Here is a 19,207-nt window from a genome sequence, read left to right as displayed (position 1 = left end):
TTTTAATCTATCCAGTCAGAGATAAAAACATCAGTTGAGCGAGGTTTAAGAGGATTTCTGTTTGAACAGAAAACCAGTTTTTTCCCATCATTTGAGAACATCGGAAATCCATCAAAAACAGAGTTATAAGTAATTCTTTCGAGTCCGGTACCATCAATGTTTATTAGATATAGTTCAAAATTATGACCGAATCTCTTTGTATCCTCAAGCCAATCATCCATATTACTTGAAAAGATAATTCGTTTCCCGTCTGGATGCCATGAAGGTGCAAAATTTGTTGCTCCGTTTTTCAATATTAATTTTTTATTTGATCCATCACTGTCCATTATCCAAAGGTCAAGGGGTAGGGGTATAATATAATTATTCTCCATGCATTTCTTCCACATTGTCCTTTCCTCTTTTGTTTCAGGATACCACGCACGCCATACTATTTTTTTCCCATCAGGAGAAAACCATGGTCCTCCGTCATAACCGATTCTATCTGTCAGGCGCCTAACATTCGAGCCATCAGCATTCATAATATATATGTTGAAATCAAAATTTCTTTTTGAACCAAATACTATATGTTTGCCATCTGAGGAAATAATAGGTTCTGCATCATATTCAGGATTATCTGTTATTTTTTTAATTTCTGTTCCATCAATGTTCGCTACGAAAATATCATATGGATACAGAGGCCAAACATGACCTGAAATATCAGGAACAATAGGTTTTGGAGGACAATCCTCGGGAATATGACTGGTTGAGGCAAAAATTATTCTGTTATTATCTGGAAAGAAAAACGAACACGTATGTGCTCCATGGTCAGGACTAACCATCTGTTTTCCTGACCCATCAATATTCATTATCCAGATTTTATCGCATTGATAATTATTACGGTTCGACTGATAGATTAGTTTCATACCATCCCAACTGAAATAAGCCTCTCCATTATCTCCATCAAAAGTAAGCTGGGTAACATTTTTCATATGGTATTCTTTTGATTGCAAATCATCAAATGCAAAAGTTGATCCTTTCAAGAAAATATTAATTGTTAATATAATCAACAAAAAATAAAATTTTTTCATAATATCACTAACAGAATAATATCAGATTTTCATATCTCCAAAGATAATCTTATTTATATTTTTCAATGAATCAATTGGAGAAGTAAAGATTATTGAACCATCGTCTATTTCATCTACAATACCTAATGCCTTTGTCTCATCATTATAATTTAAACCTATGAGTTTTCCCTGTAAACAATCCGCATATTTTGGTATGAAAGAATTTTTTTTATAGTAACAAATAATACTGTTTTTCGAAACTATAAAATTGTTGAGTTTAGAGTTACTAAAATAATCTTTTAATTTTATCTTTCTATACAATATTCTTTCTTCTCTGCTTCTAATTTTAACCATGCATGAAACAGGTATCCTGTGAACATAAATATTTTCAACAAAATTTAGTATGTTTTCTAATTCGTTTTCTCTCTGTAAAGCTATGATATGTTCAGGCTGTATAGATTTTATTTTAAGTATTTTCAAGTTTTTCCCAATCTCTCCTGATATAAGTCCTGAAGTATCTATTAGCACAAAATCCGAATTTTCTTTGCATATTTTTGTCATTTTACTTGTTATAGATATTATGGTGGACATATTCATTGCTGGATTAATAGTTCCAACAAAGGACATTTTTTCAAAAGTAAATTTATCAAAATCATGTTCATTATAAAATATCCTCATAGATACTGTTCCAGGAAGTCCCAGTGATGATTGCCCAACATCTGAATCTATAACAGAAGTCACTAAGTTTTTTCTTAAAAGTTCTTTTAGAAGATACTTTAAAAGAGAAGATTTGCCAGAATCTGTCGCTCCGATTATCATAGATACGCCTCTGATATTGTTTAAATCTTCAATAAGATTTTTCCATTTAACTTCAGGAATAATTTTCATATTGAATTATATCATTATAGCTCTTGACTAACTTAATTTTATTAACATAAGATTAATCTTAATAGTTTTTTATAAACTTAATTCAGAGTGAAAACTATTACTTTTATATAACCATCAAAAAGGAGAATATTATGAAAAAAAATGAACTGATCAAAATGCTGAATAGAGATCTTGCTGACGAGCATGCAGCAATTATCCGTTACCTTGTTCATGGATGGCTTGAAGGAGAAGATACCCCTTTAGGAGCTAATCTCATCTCAAGATCAAGAGAAGAAATGTGGCATATGCATTGGCTGGGTATGATTATATGCCAGTTAGGTGGCGAACCTGACTTTAAACCAGCTCCATATCCGTATGATCCTACAAACAGAGCTACTATATTCAAATCATATGTTGAATATGAAGAAAAATTAATACCCCACTATAATAGCGAAGCCGAAATGGTAAATGAACCTCATATTAAACGTGTTCTACAAAGAGAAGCGTGGGAATCTGCTATTCACGCAAGAAAATTCCAGAGGATTCTCGGAAAACTCAAACCAGAAGAAGCTGAAGGTGTCCCAGGTGGAGAAATGGAAATGCCGAGAGAATTTATTGATATGTTGCAGAAAGAAGTAACAAGAAAATATAACGAAATGTTGCAACATATTAGATATTCATGGGTATTTCAAAAAAAAGGTATAATCGGCTGGCAGCTTATGGATCAGGCTATGGAAAAAATGAAACAGCTTGCTCATATAGCAGAAGATATTGCAGGAAATGGAGTACCACCGATCTTCAAACCAGGAAAGATTGATATTACAAAAAACATTACACAAGCGATGAAAAAAGCTGCAAAAGATGTTGCTACGGCTTATTCACGTCACTTGAAAATGAAAAACGACACTGAATTACAAAAACATGGAGGATTGATTATTAATATTGATCTTGCTATTCAACAGGAGAAGTATCAAGCTGAAGAATTAAAAGACTTTGCCACTAAAAAATGATTTCTATTAGAGCAAATAAAATCAAACCCTCTCCAACACTTTCTATAGATGCAAAAGCGAAAGAATTGAAAGAGAGGGGGATTGATGTTGTCAATTTTGGAGTAGGGGAACCAGATTTTGATACCCCTGAAAATATTAAAGAAGCTGCTATAAAGGCTATCAGAGATGGTTTTACAAAATATACTCCTGTTGGGGGTATCGATATTCTCAAAGATGCTATTATCTCAAAGTTTAAAAAAGATAATGGGCTTGATTATTCACGAGAAGAAATAATTGTTTCTTGTGGAGCAAAACATAGTCTATATAATATTGCACAGGCTTTATTTAATCCTGGAGATGAGGTTTTAATTCCATCACCATACTGGGTATCTTATCCTGAACAGGTTATTTTGAATGATGCAACTCCTGTTTTCATACAAACATATGAATCTGATTCCTTTATGATTAAGTCCGAAGCAATAGAATCTAAAATTACAAAAAAAACAAAGGCTTTAATACTGAATTCCCCTTCAAACCCTACAGGACTTACATACGATAAAAAAAATCTCGAACAGATTGCTGAGGTATCTCTAAAACACAATATTTATATTATTTCCGATGAAATTTATGAAAAACTGCTGTATGATGGTGCAAAGCATATCAGTATCGCTTCATTAAGTAAGGAGATAAAGGATAAGACTATAGTAGTCAATGGTCTTTCAAAATCATATGCTATGACAGGGTGGAGAATAGGTTATGCAGCAGGGCCAAAAGATATTATAAAGGCAATGACTAATATTCAGAGCCAGTCCACATCAAATCCAACATCTATAGCTCAGAAGGCTGCTGTTGAAGCTCTCACTGGCCCACAGGATTTCATAGTAACCATGCTTCAGGAATTCGATAAAAGAAGAAAATTTCTTATGCATGAATTGAATTCTATTCCGTTTATCAACTGTAAGACTCCAAATGGTGCATTTTATGCTTTTCCGAATACCTCAAAGTTATACGGAAAATCAACAGATAATTTTAAGATATCTTCTTCGTCAGATCTTGCTTTATACCTTCTTGACAATGCGAACGTTGCTTTGGTCCCTGGAGGGGCTTTTGGAGAAGATGATTATATAAGACTTTCTTATGCAACCTCCATTCATGAGTTAAAGAAAGGAGTCGATAGGATTAGAGAGGCATTGAAGAGATTTACTTGATAACTGGTAAAACAAAAATAAACCAAGATTCAGAAGTTTATCGTTCGGGCTATGTTTCGATTATAGGTCGTCCGAATGTTGGAAAATCTACTATATTTAATTCAATCTTAGGAGAAAAGATTGCTATTGTTACACCAAAACCCCAAACAACAAGAAACAAAATTATAGGTATCAAGACACTACCCCATGCTCAGATCATTTTTATAGATACCCCTGGTATTCACCGACCACGACATGGCCTTGGAGAAACAATGGTCAAAACAGCAATAGATGCTTTAAGGTCTGTAGATTTAATACTTCTCATGGTTGAATGTGGAAAAATTGAAAAAAATGATATGATTATCATTGATTTATTAAAAAACGTGAAATCTCCAACTTTCCTTTTAATTAATAAAATAGACTTAATAAAAAAAACAGACCTGCTACCCATAATAGAGAAATTCAACAAACTCTATAATTTCAGTGAAATTATCCCGGTATCTGCTTTGAAATCTGATGGTATTGATATACTTATAGAAAAAATTTGCAATTATTTACCCAGAGGCCCTAAATATTATCCTGATGACCTTATAACTGATCAATTAGAGAAATTTATGGTATCTGAAATAATAAGAGAAAAAATTATGAAAATGACCGAGGAAGAGCTACCGCATTCTGTTGCTGTTATGATTACTGAATGGAAAGAAAAGGATGATAGAATCATAGTCATTAAAGGTAATATATATGTTGAAAGAGAAAGCCAGAAAGCTATTATAATAGGAAAGAAGGGTAATATGTTAAAATCTATAGGGACTGCTGCAAGAAAAAACATAGAAGCTTTTTTAAATACAAGAATTTTTCTTGAGCTATGGGTAAAAGTAAAGAAGAATTGGAGAGATAACAGACACTTCTTAAAAGAATTAGGTTATATATAAAAATGTTAATACAGATGAAAGTTGAAGGCATGTTGTTTGATCCAAGGAGTAATATGTATATATTACTCCTTAAGGAAATTGATGGCAATGGTACTTTACCAATATGGATAGGAAAACCAGAGGCAGATTCTATAGCTCTTGCATTAGGCAAAGTTGAAACTCCACGGCCATTAACGCATGATCTTATCAAAAATATTATAGAATCTTTTCATTTCCGGTTAATAAGAATTATTGTTACAGAGATTCTTGACAACACCTATTATGCCTTACTATGTATAAATGATGGTACTAAAGACAACTTTATTGATTCAAGACCAAGTGATGCAATCGCAATAGCACTGAGATTAAATGCTCCAATATTTGTAGAAGAACGAGTAATGGAAAAGAAGAGTTCAGATGAACTTGAAGAGTGGTTGAAGAATCTGAAGCCCGAGGATTTTGGAAATATCATGTAATGTTACATAGAACTGTAGGGATTGTTTTAAAAACTTTTCCATATGGAGAGGCTGATCTTATTGTTACTTATCTAACACCTGATTTTGGAATTATTAAATTATTCGCTAAAAGTCCTCGTAAGATACATAGTAAATTTGGAAGCAGTCTTGAGCCTCTAACTTATTCAAAAATATCATTCTGGGGAAAAGAAGATTCAGCATTACCAAGATTGACTCAATCTGATATTATAAACTCATTCCACACAATACGGGTTACTCTTAATGTATTTCTTAAAATATCAGAAATAATAGAAATAACACTACAGTTTATACCTGAAAGAGACTCAAATAAGAATATATTCTATCTGCTTCTTACTACCCTGTATGATATGGAAAATAACATTTTTTTATTTTCAAATAATCAGAATCGCAAGGGGATACCCGTTAATAACAACTTACTAATAACAAATTACAAGGTCAAATTTCTCAAGTTAGCTGGTTTTGCACCCAGGTTTGATGTTTGTGGAAGGTGTGGGAAGTCAGGACGTAATTTTTATGTTTCGCAGGGAACGATTATCTGTAATGAATGCGCAAAAGCATTCGAATCTTCATTCGAGATATCTCCATCGGTCTTAATGCTTTATTCAGATCTGCTCACATGGGATACAGAAAAGATAAATCGTATAAAACCTACAGAAAAAATTCTTTCAGAACTATCTGAAATATTAAATATCCATATAAAATATATTCTTTCTAAGCCACTTAAAACAATAGAATTCATCAAATCTTTTTAAATGATTTTGCCTTCAAAAAAAAAGTTTATCGAACTTATTAAATATGGAAGTATTCCACCGTTATATGAGAGCATACCTTTTTTACCTCCTTATTCTATCTATGAACGTATAATATCCAGTAATAGTTTTATTTTTGAGAGTGTTAAAGGTCATGAAAAGATTGCACGATATTCTTTTATAGGTTTTGAGCCATGCATGATATTCAAAATAAAGAATGGTATAGCAGAGATTGAATCTTTATCTAAAAAGATTATTCAAACTAGGAAACCTCTTGCATTGATGAAGACCATTATGAACTATTACCGTCAAAAGAGTTTTGAAAATCTTCCGCCATTTCAAGGAGGCTTCGCAGGAATTATAAGTTATGATTTTGTGCAATATATCGAAAAATTGCCTTCAAATTCAAAAGATGATACTAATCTACCCGATGCTCATATGTTTATTATTGATAAGCTAATTGCTTTTGATCATGTATTAAAAAAATGCTGGATTATAGTATGTCCAGGTGTTAGAGAATCATTGGAAAATCATGAAATAAATGGAATAAGCTGGGATGAAAAGTATGATGAAGCTTCATGCATAATTTCAAATATAAAGAAAAGGTTAGAGAACAATTCAGATAATTACGATGATTTTTTTCAAAAATCGAAACAGATAATTGAAATTGTTTATGAAATGAAAAAATATCAATATATGGACATCGTAAAACATGCAAAAAATTATATTGCTGCAGGAGATATTTTTCAGGCTAATCTTTCACAAAGAGTCTCAGCTTGTATCAAAGATAAAAAGCCATGGAACATTTATAAAGTTCTAAGGTCTATAAATCCTTCACCTTTTGCTGCATTCGTTGATTTCGGTAATTATAAGATAGTAAGTTCTTCACCCGAAAGACTGCTAAGGGTAAAAGATCGAAATATAGATACAAGACCTATTGCTGGCACAAGACCACGTGGAAGGGATACCGGCGAGGATGAGTTTATGCGTGAGGAACTTATTTTAAATGAAAAAGAAAGAGCTGAACATATAATGTTAATAGACCTTGAAAGGAATGATATTGGTAGAGTTTCAGATTATGGTACGGTAAGAGTAGATGAACTTATGATTACCGAGGATTATTCACACGTTATTCATATTGTTTCAAATATAAATGGTAGACTTTCACCAGATAAAGACTGTTTTGATGTTATCAGAGCGGCTTTTCCGGGTGGCACTATAACAGGAGTTCCAAAAGTAAGATGTATGGAGATCATTGATGAACTTGAACCTGTTAAGAGAGGTCCTTATACCGGCTCGCTGGGGTATATTAGTTTTACAGGAAATATGGACTTAAATATTATTATAAGAACCTTTGTCATAAAAGGAGAAACAGTTTATGTCCAGGTTGGAGCTGGAATAGTTGCAGATTCAGATCCAGAACGAGAATATCATGAAACACTTAAAAAGGCTGAAGCACTCATTCGAACATTGCAACATGTATGAAGTTTAAAAAAACTTAAACCAGCTTTTCTTTTCTTTCAAATTTTCAAAATTCTTATTAATATTTTTTAGACTTTCAAGGATTTCTTTCTGTTCTTTTTTTATTTCATTGAATCCAGCAACAGTAGAAGAAATAATTTGCCTGAAATCATTCATACCTGACTGTCCAGCAGATATTATACTCTTTAATTCTCTCAATTCCCTTAATACTTCTTGAATGGCATCTGTTATTTTGTTTAGTTTCTCATCTGAAAAAACAGGAACTTCTCTGATCTCTTTAATAACTACTTCCTTTGTTTTTCCACTTTCTTCTAACGCCTGATCGATTGGTTGTGTTCTGCTTTCGACGATTATTTCATCAGTAATCTTTTTTTCTGTAACAGGGGATTCCTCTATTGTATCAATTATGGAAGCAGCTTCCACAGGTTCTTCATAGATGGGTTCAACCATAGAAGTATCTTCAGAAATCTTTCCTTCAATAACAGGTTCTTCAACTTTTTCTTTAACTTTGAGATCTATATTGTGTCGTTGTGCAATATTTTTAATAACAAGCTTAGTAATATATTGGAAGGTATCTTCAACACCTTTCCCGTTTATTGCAACAGATTCTCTATACTCATATCGTCCATCATTATTAAGATCTTTATTCAATTCATCGATAGATAAAATGTTAGGTAAATCACGTTTGTTGTATTGCATGAGAATCGGGATTTCTTCAGGGTTAATATTATTTGCAATAAGATTCTCCATCATATTTTTTAAACTTTCGATATTCTGTTCTTTCATCTCTCGCTGTGAATCTGCAACAAAAACTACAGCATCAGCACCTTTCAGAACAAGTTTTCTTGTTGCATTATACCTAACCTGTCCTGGCACGGTGTAGAGTTGAAAACGTATAGAAAAATCTTTAATTTTACCTAATTCTATCGGAAGAAAATCGAAGAAAAGAGTTCTGTCAGCTTCGGTAGCAAGAGATAAAAGTTTTCCTCTTGTTTCTGGATTGAGAATAGAGTGCAGATATTGAAGATTTGTAGTCTTACCACTTAGTCCAGGGCCATAATAAACTATTTTAATGGTAATTTCTTTAGTTGCGTAATTAAATAATGCCATGATTTTATACTATAGCATAAACTGCATTCCTTGTATGATATTTAACTCTATACATTGCTTCATCAGCAAGTCTTATAAGATCCTCCTTCGTTTTTGCACTTTCTGGATATGAAGCAACCCCGAAACTTGCAGTTAATTTAAGCAAGTAACCTTCCTTCTTTAGAAAAGTATAATCTTCAATGGCCTTTCTCATTCTTTCAGCAATTTGAGCTGCAGCATCAGGAGATGTCTGGGGTAACACAATAACAAATTCATCTCCACCATATCTTGCAACGATATCCACTGTTCGTAAACTTTTTAAAAGAAGCTGTGCCATTTCAACAAGAATCTTACTACCTATTAGATGTCCATGACGGTCATTGACATTCTTAAAATAATCGATGTCCATGAATATCAAGGATACAGAAGTATTATATCTGCTTGCACGTTGAATCTCAACTTCTATTGTTCTGTTCAGATATCGAGTATTGAAGAGCTTTGTTAAATCATCCGTTATAGCAAGTTCTTTCATCCTTTGATATAGCGAAGTCCTTTCGATGGCTATTGCTAATTGATCAATTATTCTTATCACCAAATCAAGGTCATCTTTTTTAAAAGGATTTCCTGTTTTCTTATTTACAAGTTCAAGAACGCCTATTACCTGATTTTGACTTTTTATAGGCACACATAATAGAGATTTTGTTTTGAAGTGTATAGCTTTATCTATCTCACCAAAAAATCGTTTATCTTTTGTAACATCTGGAACAATAAGAGGGATTCCTTCCTGAGCAACCCATCCTGCAATACCTTCTCCTATTTTTAATCTGAATTTACGTATCACTTTTGCTTTTTTGCTCTCCATCTTTTCAAATACAAGATCACCGGTCTCCTGATCTATCAGAAGTATTGACCAAGCTTCTGCTTTGGTCATATCTTTGATTCTTTCCATTACTTTCTTAAGGCTATTGCCTAAATCAAGAGAAGATGTGAGTGTTTTACTTACATCTTCATAAAAATTAATTTCACGTTGTGCAAGAGATAGTTCATTTTTTAATTTGGTATTATCAAAAAAAGTCTTTTTTTCTCGCAATAGCCTGTCAATAAAATGTTTAATTTCTTTAATACCTGGTGAAAACAATGGATATGTAAAAGGTTCTTTGAGCCAGAAACCAAAACCTTTTGTTGAGAGATTTTCTGAAATTATAATTTTGGGTATATTCTTTGTTATCTTAATAAGTTTTCTGAGTGAAGGCTCTCTGGATTGTTTTTTATCTATAATTAGCAGATCTGTTTCATTGTAATTTACGGATAATGCCTTATCAAAATTTTCTATCTTTGTTACAAAAAAGCCAGATGTTGAGAGTGCATCATCAATATCATCTCTGAGTGCAATATTTCCAATTAAAAATATTTTAGGCATTTATTCCACAACATTTTTTGTATTTTTTTCCACTACCACAAGGGCAAGGATCGTTTCTCCCGATCTTTCTCCCTCGTTTAACAGTTTGAACCCCTGAAGATCCTTCACCCCTGTTATAGCTTAATCGCAACTGCCGCACGGGTTCTTTTTTTATTGTTTCCCTTTTTTGAACCTGTATTTTAAAGAGACGTGAGAGGATTTCTGTAGAAATTCTTGATGTCATATCTGCAAATAAATCAAAAGCTTCTTTCTTGTATTCAACTAAAGGGTCTCGTTGTCCATAGCCTCTAAGACCAATGCCTTCCTTTAAATGATCCATGGCAAGTAGATGGTCTTTCCACTGGGTATCGATAACCTGTAGCATAATGACTCTTTCGAGATATCTCACAACATCACTGCCTATCTCTGATTCTTTTTTGTCGTAGAAACTTTTTATCTCAGCAATAAGTGATTCCCTGAGATTTTCTCTATCTGCATTTTCAATATCAATAATAAATGCAAATATACTATAAACAGCATCTTTGAGTCCTTTCCAGTCCCAATCATCGATGTGTTTTTCTTCTGGACAGTAAATATCCAGCAACTCTTCAACAATACTCTCTGCCATGTTGAATAAACGTTCCTTGAGGTTTGAACTCTGGAGAATATCCTTCCTGAAAGAATATATTTCTGTTCTCTGTTTATTCATTACATCATCATATTCTATGAGATGTTTTCTAATATCAAAATTGTGCGCCTCAACACGTTTCTGTGCGTTTTCGATAGCTTTTGTAACCATCTTGTTTTCTATCGGCATATCTTCATCCATGCCGAGTTTATCCATAAGGCCTGAAATTTTGTCTGACCCAAAAATTCGCATAAGATCGTCTTGAAGTGAAAGATAAAATCTCGAAGAACCAGGGTCTCCCTGTCTTCCTGAACGTCCTCTGAGCTGATTATCTATTCTTCTTGCTTCATGACGTTCTGTACCGATTATATGAAGTCCTCCAAGAGAAACCACTTTTTCTCTGTCTTTTATACAAAGTTCCTCTGCTTTTATAAATGAGGCTTTCCAATCATCTTCAGTATAATCTTTTTTATCTTTCAATAATTCCCTCGTTAGTCCTTCAGGATTACCACCAAGGATAATATCTGTTCCTCGTCCAGCCATATTTGTTGCAATAGTAACAGAACCGCTTCTCCCAGCCTGGGCAATAATCTCGGCTTCTCTTTCATGATATTTTGCGTTTAAAACAGAATGTGGTATTCCTCTTTTTTTAAGAAAATGACTTAATATTTCTGACTTCTCGATAGAAATTGTTCCCACAAGGATTGGCTGCCCTTTCTTGTGAAGTTCTTCAATCTCTTTAAGGACAGCATTAAATTTACCTTTTTCAGTTTTATAAATGAGATCTGGATGATCTATGCGTATCATTGGTTTATTCGTTGGGATTACAATTACTTCAAGATTATATATTTTGGCAAATTCTTCTGCTTCGGTATCAGCGGTACCAGTCATGCCTGCCAGTTTGTTATACATTCTAAAGTAGTTCTGAAAAGTTATTGTTGCAAGCGTCTGGTTTTCACTTTCGATTTTTACACCTTCTTTTGCCTCAATTGCTTGATGAAGTCCATCAGACCATCGTCTTCCAGGCATAAGTCTTCCTGTAAATTCGTCTACTATGATAATCTCTCCATCTTTGATGACATAATCAACATCCCTTTTGAATAACGTGTGTGCTTTTAAAGCCTGTAAAATATGATGAACAAGTTCAATATTAGATGGGTCATAGAGATTACCTACTCCGAGCATTTTCTCAATTTTTATATTTCCTTCGTCTGTTAGAATCGCTGTTCGTGCTTTTTCATCAATAGTATAATCAACATCTTTTTTAAGCTTTGGTATGATCTTATCAATTCTATAATATTTATCAGTTGATTCTTCTGAAGGTCCGGATATAATCAGAGGTGTTCTTGCTTCATCAATAAGTATACTATCAACCTCATCAACAATCGCATAATTTAATTCTCTTTGACAATATTCCGAAAGGTCATATTTCATATTATCCCTTAGGTAATCAAAGCCAAATTCGTTGTTTGTGCCGTATGTGATATCTGCTGAATAAGCCTCTTTTCTTGTGCATGGCCTAAGAAAATCGAATCGCTTGTCATTTGAAAAGTAAGAAGGGTCAAACAAAAAAGAACTATCATGTTGAATAACACCGATTGATAAACCAAGAAAATGATAAACAGGTCCCATCCATTGGGTATCTCTTTTAGCAAGATAATCATTTACAGTTACAACATGAACACCTTTGTTTTCCAGGGCATTCAGATAGACGGGTAGGGTAGCCACAAGAGTTTTTCCCTCTCCAGTTTTCATTTCAGCAATTTTGCCTTCGTGTAGAACAATACCACCAAGTATCTGCACATCAAAGTGCCTCATTTGAAGCTTTCGTCTTGATGCCTCTCGAACTGTTGCAAAAGCCTCTGGAAGGATATCATCCAGTGATTCACCAGATTCGAGTCTTTTTCTGAATTTTTCGGTATTGTCTCTGAGCTGGATATCTGTGAGGTTCTTAACTGTTGCTTCCAGACTGTTAACTTGTTCTACAATAGGCCATAGACGTTTCAGTTCGCGCTCATTTTTTGTTCCAAAAACCTTGTTTAGTAATGTTCCAAACATGTTATATATAATAGAATTAAGAAGAATAAGATTTCAAGAACAGTTCATATCTTAACTATGTTATAAATACTACAACCTTGCTACCTAAAGATAATGCATGGTAAATTTAAACTATGTCTAAGAGTGTTTATATACGCACTTTCGGATGCCAGATGAATTTTCATGATTCTGAAAAAATACTTGGTATTCTTAAAGAAGAAGGATATATCAGGACAGATAATCCAAAAGTTGCAGACCTAATTATATTTAATACTTGCAGTATCAGGCAAAAAGCCGAGCAAAAATTTTATAGTGAACTTGGCAGATTGAAATCTCACAAAAAAAGAAAACCATCGTTACAGATAGCAGTTGCTGGGTGTATTTCACAACAGGATGGTAAAAACATATTCAAAAAAGCATCTCATGTCGATTTTATTTTAGGACCACAGAATATTCATCTATTAAAAGATTTAATAGAATATAAATTTAGCAAAATTGCTATAGATGATAATTCTGAAATAGCAATAATAGACCTTCCAAAAGAGAGAGAGAGCAGAATAAGGGCATGGATTACGATAATGTATGGATGCAATAATTTTTGCAGTTACTGTATCGTGCCTTACACAAGAGGTAGAGAACGTTCAAGACCATATGAAAATATAGTATATGAGGCAACAGAGCTTGCTGAAAAAGGTTATAAAGAAATTACACTTCTCGGTCAAAATGTTAATTCTTACAAGAGCGAAGTGAGTTTTCCTGAACTATTAACAAAGCTTAATGCAATAGATGGAATCGAGAGAATACGTTTTGTTACTTCCCACCCGAAAGATCTTTCAGATGAACTTATAAATTCAATATCACAATTACCAAAAGTTTGCGAGCATATTCATTTGCCAATGCAATCAGGTTCAAGCAAAATACTGAAACAAATGAATAGAGGATATGCATATAGTGATTATATAGAAAAAATTATTAAACTCAGGAAACAGATTCCTGGAATTGCAATTACATCTGACATTATCACAGGTTTTCCCGGTGAAACTGAAAAAGATCATTTGCAAACAATAAATGCACTTAAAGAAATAGAGTTTGATGGAATATATGCTTTCAAGTTTTCTCGGAGACCACTAACAAAAGCTGCGCAGATGGAAGAGCAAGTTCCTGAAGAAATAAAATCTGAGCGGCTTACTGAGATATTGAGTGTTCAGGACGAAATAACTTTAAAAATTAATAGATCACTCGAGGGCACTTTCCACGAAATACTTATTGAAGGTCATAGTAAGACAGATGATAACAAACTTACAGGAAGAACACGTACCAATAAAATAGTTAATATTCAAAAAATAACATTAAAAGAGGGAAAATTAATAACAGTGAAAATAACTAAAGGTAAAAAACATTCATTAGATGGAGAGCCCGTCTCTATATGAAATTTTCTATTTTAACCCTCGGGTGTAAAGTAAATCAATCAGAAAGTGTTTTTATTGAAGGAAATCTTGTAAAAAATGGGTTCATACCTGTAACTATATATGACAGACCAGATTTTTGTATTATCAATACTTGCTCTGTAACCTCAAAAAGCGATTATCAATCAAGACAAATTATCAGAAAATGTGTCAAAACTGGAGCAAAAGTTATTGTAACAGGTTGTTACTCACAATTGAATCCTGAAGAAGTTAAACAAATTGATGATTCGATAATTATTGTCGAAAATAATAATAAATATAATATTATTAATATGTTAAATAATAATAATAAAACTAATACTTTCAATTATAATCTTCGATCAAGGCCTTATGTTAAGGTTCAAGATGGTTGTAATTATTCTTGTGCTTATTGTGTAATACCACATGCTAGAGGGCAATCAAAAAGTCTTAATTTTCAAAATGTTTTAAATCAGGTTTTGGAACTTCAAGAAGAAGGATTTAATGAAATAGTTATTACTGGTATTAATCTTGGTTTATACGGTAAAGACTTTAAACCGCAAAAAAAGCTATCACATCTTATAAAGTTTCTTTTGAATAATACAAAAATAAAAAGATTCAGATTAAGTTCATTAGAACCAAATGAAATTGATAAAGAAATTATTGAACTTTTAAATGAATCTCGAATTTGTAACCATATTCATATACCATTACAAAGTGGTGATGATAAAATATTAAAATTAATGAGAAGAAATTATACAATCAATAAATATACAAGAATTATTGAGGATATTTATAATAAAGTACCTAATGTTTCAATCGGAAGTGATATTATTGTTGGTTTTCCTGGTGAGGGAGTAAATGAATTTAATAATACAAAAAATGTGATTCGTTCGTTGCCTTTCTCATATCTACATATATTTACATTTTCACAAAGGCCTAAGACAATTTCATATTCAATGCCTGATCAAATACCTGTTTACACAAAAAAAGAAAGGGCTAAAGAAATTAATGCTATAAATATCAGCAAAAAACAGAGTTATATGGAATCTATGATTGATAATTGCCTTGATATCATTATAGAAGACAAATGCTATGATGGTTCGTTTATAGGAACTTCAAGTAATTACTTGAAGGTAAATATTTTCACAAATGCTTATAACAAAAAATCTCTTGTCACTGTGCGAATTATAGGAGTAGAAAATAATACATTAATAGGAAATCCACTATAAATTATTTAACATACTGAATTAATTTATTTTTTTAGATGCCTAAATGATAGTCAAAGATGTTTAAGTCAGCTTTATTGTAGGAAAGAACCTCTTTTTGAACAAAAATAATAACAACTTACTAACAATTTATGTTTAATTGTTATGTCTGATAAGATATATTATGTAAAATATTATCTTTAATATTTTTAACATAAGTAATAGCCATATTTCTATTTTTTACTCTTCTCTCGAATTCAGCCCTTCTAAGTTCTTTGATTATATAACCAAGCATCTTACCTTGATGAATATCACAGATATTTATTATTTCATTTGTTTTTAAAACACTTTTCTTATTTATTCTTAAGTATCTCCTGTAATCATTAAGCAAATCAAACTTTCTTTCGATGATTATTAAGTCAATTGATGCAGCTTTTGCGTTGTTAAAAATATCAAATAACTTTTTTTGTAAATTAATATCTTTATTTTTATATACGGTATCCCCTCTTTGAAAAAGTTCAATTCTCTTTTTTATATGATTACTTAATTTTAATAAATAACAATTACTTTTAGATATTCTTATATTTCGCATGAGAATCTCAAGGCATAGTAAACCCTTGTAAGATAAATTTTGTGAAAATGTTTTATTAAGTAATGCTTTAAGATTATTAGGAATACTGCTTTTAATAGTTCTTTCAAGTTTATATATTACTCTAAGATTATTTTGTAAGGTTTTATAAGAATTGTAGAAAACTTTTCTTAGGACACTATCATAAAATGCCATTTCAAGATATTTTGCTGCATGCTCTGAGTTTAATAAATTGAAAACTTCTAAAGTAATTCTTTCAGATGAGAGTGTATTTATGCTACTATTCAATAACTTCAGGGCATTCCTGGTATTTGTTTCAATAGAACCGTTTAGCTCTGCTGCAAATCTGTAAGCCCTGATAATCCTTAGAGGATCGGAGTTTAAATTTTCAATTGATATGCATTTTATTATCCTTTTTCCTATGTCATTTAAACCATTATAAGGATCTATAATTCCCATTAATGGTGACCATGCAATAGAATTGATTGTAAAATCTCTTTTTGATAGATCTTCATGTAATGTGCCCTGAGGTTTCGAAAAGTCAAATGTTGTTCCATTTTTTAAAACAATTCTTTTAAGGTTACCTTTTTTGAAACTAATAATCGTTCCATGAAAAATCTTATTTAATTCTTCAACAAATTTATCTATTTCTTTATCAACTATGAAATCTCTGTCATTAGAATATATTCCTCTAAATATATCACGAATATATCCACCTACAAGATATAATTCTCTTCCTCTACTCTTTTTGAATATAATGGAATTATATTTGTCTTTTAATATCCTTTTACCTAAAACATTCAACGATAAATTCATATTTTTTTATTTAACCATGAATTATTATATTTAGAGCGCTTTTAATCTTTCTGATTGTAAAATCTGCTCTTTTATTGCTGATTTTAAAATCTTAAAGTTCTCGGTTATATAGTACTTTCTTTCTGTCTCTTCCAGTAAAGAGCCAAGCTTTACTGTGTAGTCTTTTTTAGTAAGAGAATCAATAATTTTGATTATTTTTTTCAGTGTTTGAGGAGATGCATCTATTTCAATTCCTTTTTTCAATAAGAATTCCATATCAAAGGCGTCCCTTATCTCTCTTCTTTGAATAAAAGCCTCTATCTTTGCCCTCATCATTTCTTTTAGAGAGGCCACCCTGAGAAAGACCTGTATATTTCCATGCCTGCTATAAGCAATCGCATTTTCTGTTTTGATCTTCTTTTTTTCTTTTCTAATCTCTATCTTCAAGCTTCTCGGATAATCTTCTGATTTTACCTCAAACAATAAGCTATGGAATTTATTGGCAGAGTCCTTCAAAGTGTAAAACGCAGTAAGATATTCTTTCAGTTCTTTAAAAAGTCTGGTTATATCAATATCTTTAATAATCCAAAAATCAAGGTCTACAGAAAATCGGTTCAAGCCAAAGCAGAGCCGCAGCATTGTTCCACCACCAAATACGAGATGATTTAGAAATTTCCTGCTGTTCAGCCTGTCGAGAACCTCCAGTTCAAACTGTTCCTGCTTTACTAAATCTTGCATAATTGCTTTATAATTCCTCTGGTCTTTTCAGGATATACCACTGAAAGCTCTTTAATCTTTTTCTTATCCAGTCTGGCAATGTCAATCGCACTGAAATCCATTTTATATTTTCCAAATGAATAAAGATATACTGAATCTATAAATGCTTTTTCCTTTGTAGCAATAAATATATTTCTCTCTTTCATAAAACTAAAGAAATACTTTTTTTGAATTTTATAATAATTAAAGACAGTGCCATTTATGTTTAATCTGATAGAGCGTTTTACGGAAACACTCTCAAAGAAATTTCTTTGTAACTGTGTAGTAATTTCGTAAAATGAAAGCGCTGTTGTGAAGGAGACATAAGATGGCACCTGCAGAAGATTTGAGAGCTTCAGAAAGTCTTCATTTGAAAATACTTCCCATGCATCTCTAAGCACATAAAAGTTCTTTTTCAATCTTATAAAAATCCCTTTTTTGGTATATCGTGTGGACAAAACCCTTGCCGACTCTTTCTTTATATTCAGTAAATCCTGCAAGTCCTCTAAGGTAAAAAATAGTTTGCTTTTCAGTTTTCTGAGTTCAGTGTATTTCATAATAAATATATATAATTAACGATATTGTTAATTATATATTCTTAATAAATACCTGTCAATCGATGGATTTATTTGGGTTAAAATGCTTTTTCAACATCCCCTTCATCCCAGAAAAGAGAGGCAAGATTAACACCAGTTTTCAACCATTAATCTGTCAATATAAAATATGGCAGCACGACCCTACCCTCTTTGTCTCTCCCTGGCGGATATCTTTCAATGCGGTCAAGTGCCATGCGATAGAGAAGAGCCTTTTTTTCCGCATTCCGGCGTTTCCTCCGAATACGCTGCCTGCCCGGATCAATCTTACTTGCTCAGCGTAAGCTCAACACGTGCTTCAAGGGCAATCTGCTTTAGATTTTCATAGTCCAGGCGCATTACCTGTTATCTCCATTCAGAAGAAGCAGTGACAAAAGGTCTGCAATATTTTCTTTCTCTGCCCTTCCTTTAAGATATGTTATATCCCCACCCGCGATTTTTTTGAGTATCTCAAACAGAACCCTCGCCCACATCAAACTATCGCTGTCATTCCAATATTTTGCAGCATAGAGTATGACGCGCACTTCCAGCCTCGGAGCGATGGCTATGATATTCGTTCGCTTTTCAGCCCGCGAAGCATCATCTCTTTACTCAAAAGAGCGACAAACAATGCCCGCCGCCTTGCTTCGTTTTCGATAGAGAGTAATTGCTTCATCGGAGATTTATCCATAATAGATAGGATTGCATAAAAATGTAATCCGGGAGTGTGGAAAAGACCTCACCACCTCTTTTTTTTCAAATATTTTTCACTTTAAATCGTTATAATTCAACCCTTTATCTCTTGCTCCGTTTAATTCCCCTCTATTAAGAGGGGTGCAGGGGTGTATAAAACGTGTCATGCTGAACTCGATTCAGCATCTCTGTGTTGAATTATGCTAACTAATTTCTTTTCTTTCCCAATAATATCATTACATTTTTGTAGAAGTGAATGTACTTCTGAATCTTCAGGATTTGCCTT

General features: G+C 32.5%; 17 protein-coding genes. 8 read left to right on the top strand and 9 right to left on the bottom strand.

Translation table 11 applies throughout. The annotated features are described in order from the left end of the window. Positions 1 to 2: 2 nt before the first annotated feature. Both HXY53_06595 and HXY53_06590 read right to left on the bottom strand, forming a co-directional pair. Positions 3 to 1,067 carry a PD40 domain-containing protein gene (locus HXY53_06595; protein ID NWF76229.1) on the bottom strand — a complete coding sequence of 355 codons (1,065 nt, stop codon included), beginning with the start codon at positions 1,065 to 1,067 and terminating at the stop codon, positions 3 to 5. 21 nt (positions 1,068 to 1,088) lie between these two features. Further along, positions 1,089 to 1,934 (bottom strand): hypothetical protein, encoded by an 846-nt coding sequence (locus tag HXY53_06590; protein ID NWF76228.1) that lies wholly within the window; start codon positions 1,932 to 1,934, stop codon positions 1,089 to 1,091. A 131-nt stretch (positions 1,935 to 2,065) separates the two neighbouring features. Between HXY53_06590 and HXY53_06585 the strand changes: the two genes are divergently transcribed. The 6 genes from HXY53_06585 to HXY53_06560 are packed head-to-tail and all read left to right on the top strand — an operon-like array spanning position 2,066 to position 7,734. Then, on the top strand, positions 2,066 to 2,923 hold the full coding sequence (locus HXY53_06585) for a ferritin-like domain-containing protein (protein NWF76227.1): 858 nt from the start codon (positions 2,066 to 2,068) through the stop codon (positions 2,921 to 2,923). Beyond that, entirely contained in the window at positions 2,920 to 4,110 is a 1,191-nt protein-coding gene (locus HXY53_06580; GenBank protein ID NWF76226.1) for a pyridoxal phosphate-dependent aminotransferase, read from the top strand. Before HXY53_06585 ends, HXY53_06580 begins: the two co-directional genes overlap by 4 nt. Positions 4,111 to 4,127: 17 nt before the next feature. Further along, a complete protein-coding gene (gene era, locus HXY53_06575; protein NWF76225.1) occupies positions 4,128 to 5,024 on the top strand; it encodes a GTPase Era in 897 nt (298 codons plus the stop codon). Positions 5,025 to 5,026: 2 nt separating this feature from the next. Then, complete coding sequence (locus HXY53_06570; protein NWF76224.1) at positions 5,027 to 5,479, top strand: bifunctional nuclease family protein; 453 nt, start codon at positions 5,027 to 5,029, stop codon at positions 5,477 to 5,479. Next, positions 5,479 to 6,252, top strand: coding sequence for a DNA repair protein RecO (recO, locus tag HXY53_06565; protein NWF76223.1), 774 nt, complete (start codon positions 5,479 to 5,481; stop codon positions 6,250 to 6,252). The genes HXY53_06570 and recO overlap by 1 nt, the downstream gene beginning before the upstream one ends. Beyond that, on the top strand, positions 6,253 to 7,734 hold the full coding sequence (locus HXY53_06560; protein NWF76222.1) for an anthranilate synthase component I family protein: 1,482 nt from the start codon (positions 6,253 to 6,255) through the stop codon (positions 7,732 to 7,734). A gap of 3 nt (positions 7,735 to 7,737) precedes the next feature. On the opposite strand, the gene HXY53_06555 is transcribed toward HXY53_06560, so the two are convergent. Genes HXY53_06555 through secA form a run of 3 tightly spaced genes read right to left on the bottom strand, consistent with a single transcriptional unit; the run spans position 7,738 to position 12,905 of the window. Continuing rightward, positions 7,738 to 8,841: a GTPase domain-containing protein gene (locus tag HXY53_06555; GenBank protein ID NWF76221.1), complete on the bottom strand. Its 1,104-nt coding sequence runs from the start codon at positions 8,839 to 8,841 to the stop codon at positions 7,738 to 7,740. 4 nt (positions 8,842 to 8,845) lie between these two features. Further along, a complete protein-coding gene (locus tag HXY53_06550; protein ID NWF76220.1) occupies positions 8,846 to 10,240 on the bottom strand; it encodes a sensor domain-containing diguanylate cyclase in 1,395 nt (464 codons plus the stop codon). Further along, positions 10,233 to 12,905 carry a preprotein translocase subunit SecA gene (gene secA, locus HXY53_06545; GenBank protein NWF76219.1) on the bottom strand — a complete coding sequence of 891 codons (2,673 nt, stop codon included), beginning with the start codon at positions 12,903 to 12,905 and terminating at the stop codon, positions 10,233 to 10,235. Before secA ends, HXY53_06550 begins: the two co-directional genes overlap by 8 nt. Before the next feature lie 113 nt (positions 12,906 to 13,018). On the opposite strand from secA, the gene miaB reads away from it, so the two are divergent. Both miaB and mtaB read left to right on the top strand, forming a co-directional pair. Beyond that, entirely contained in the window at positions 13,019 to 14,314 is a 1,296-nt protein-coding gene (miaB, locus tag HXY53_06540) for a tRNA (N6-isopentenyl adenosine(37)-C2)-methylthiotransferase MiaB (GenBank protein NWF76218.1), read from the top strand. After that, entirely contained in the window at positions 14,311 to 15,540 is a 1,230-nt protein-coding gene (gene mtaB, locus HXY53_06535) for a tRNA (N(6)-L-threonylcarbamoyladenosine(37)-C(2))-methylthiotransferase MtaB (protein ID NWF76217.1), read from the top strand. Before miaB ends, mtaB begins: the two co-directional genes overlap by 4 nt. A 139-nt stretch (positions 15,541 to 15,679) precedes the next feature. Here the strand turns inward: mtaB and HXY53_06530 are convergent, their stop codons facing one another. The 4 genes from HXY53_06530 to HXY53_06515 all read right to left on the bottom strand — a co-directional run bounded on the left by HXY53_06530 (position 15,680) and on the right by HXY53_06515 (position 18,773). Beyond that, complete coding sequence (locus tag HXY53_06530; protein ID NWF76216.1) at positions 15,680 to 16,909, bottom strand: CCA tRNA nucleotidyltransferase; 1,230 nt, start codon at positions 16,907 to 16,909, stop codon at positions 15,680 to 15,682. A gap of 42 nt (positions 16,910 to 16,951) precedes the next feature. Next, positions 16,952 to 17,638, bottom strand: a complete 687-nt coding sequence (locus tag HXY53_06525) for a nucleotidyl transferase AbiEii/AbiGii toxin family protein (protein NWF76215.1) — start codon at positions 17,636 to 17,638, stop codon at positions 16,952 to 16,954. Beyond that, complete coding sequence (locus HXY53_06520; protein ID NWF76214.1) at positions 17,626 to 18,213, bottom strand: hypothetical protein; 588 nt, start codon at positions 18,211 to 18,213, stop codon at positions 17,626 to 17,628. The genes HXY53_06525 and HXY53_06520 overlap by 13 nt, the downstream gene beginning before the upstream one ends. 374 nt (positions 18,214 to 18,587) lie before the next feature. After that, positions 18,588 to 18,773, bottom strand: coding sequence for a hypothetical protein (locus HXY53_06515; GenBank protein ID NWF76213.1), 186 nt, complete (start codon positions 18,771 to 18,773; stop codon positions 18,588 to 18,590). Positions 18,774 to 19,207: the final 434 nt, after the last annotated feature.

The sequence above is a fragment of the Nitrospirota bacterium genome, from assembly GCA_013388455.1.
Classification (GTDB): Bacteria; Nitrospirota; Thermodesulfovibrionia; order Thermodesulfovibrionales; family SM23-35; genus JACAFF01.
Note: the sequence above shows the minus strand (reverse complement) of the source record. Positions and strands in the feature narration are given on the sequence as shown.

Bases quoted from the DNA above. Each gene is read 5' to 3' on its own strand.
- HXY53_06590 (NWF76228.1), bottom strand. From the start codon at position 1,934: ATGAAAATTATTCCTGAAGTTAAATGGAAAAATCTTATTGAAGATTTA.
- HXY53_06585 (NWF76227.1), top strand. From the start codon at position 2,066: ATGAAAAAAAATGAACTGATCAAAATGCTGAATAGAGATCTTGCTGAC.
- secA (NWF76219.1), bottom strand. From the start codon at position 12,905: ATGTTTGGAACATTACTAAACAAGGTTTTTGGAACAAAAAATGAGCGC.
- HXY53_06525 (NWF76215.1), bottom strand. From the start codon at position 17,638: ATGCAAGATTTAGTAAAGCAGGAACAGTTTGAACTGGAGGTTCTCGAC.
- miaB (NWF76218.1), top strand. From the start codon at position 13,019: ATGTCTAAGAGTGTTTATATACGCACTTTCGGATGCCAGATGAATTTT.
- mtaB (NWF76217.1), top strand. From the start codon at position 14,311: ATGAAATTTTCTATTTTAACCCTCGGGTGTAAAGTAAATCAATCAGAA.
- recO (NWF76223.1), top strand. From the start codon at position 5,479: ATGTTACATAGAACTGTAGGGATTGTTTTAAAAACTTTTCCATATGGA.
- HXY53_06580 (NWF76226.1), top strand. From the start codon at position 2,920: ATGATTTCTATTAGAGCAAATAAAATCAAACCCTCTCCAACACTTTCT.
- HXY53_06595 (NWF76229.1), bottom strand. From the start codon at position 1,067: ATGAAAAAATTTTATTTTTTGTTGATTATATTAACAATTAATATTTTC.
- HXY53_06520 (NWF76214.1), bottom strand. From the start codon at position 18,213: ATGAAATACACTGAACTCAGAAAACTGAAAAGCAAACTATTTTTTACC.
- HXY53_06560 (NWF76222.1), top strand. From the start codon at position 6,253: ATGATTTTGCCTTCAAAAAAAAAGTTTATCGAACTTATTAAATATGGA.
- HXY53_06555 (NWF76221.1), bottom strand. From the start codon at position 8,841: ATGGCATTATTTAATTACGCAACTAAAGAAATTACCATTAAAATAGTT.
- HXY53_06570 (NWF76224.1), top strand. From the start codon at position 5,027: ATGTTAATACAGATGAAAGTTGAAGGCATGTTGTTTGATCCAAGGAGT.
- HXY53_06550 (NWF76220.1), bottom strand. From the start codon at position 10,240: ATGCCTAAAATATTTTTAATTGGAAATATTGCACTCAGAGATGATATT.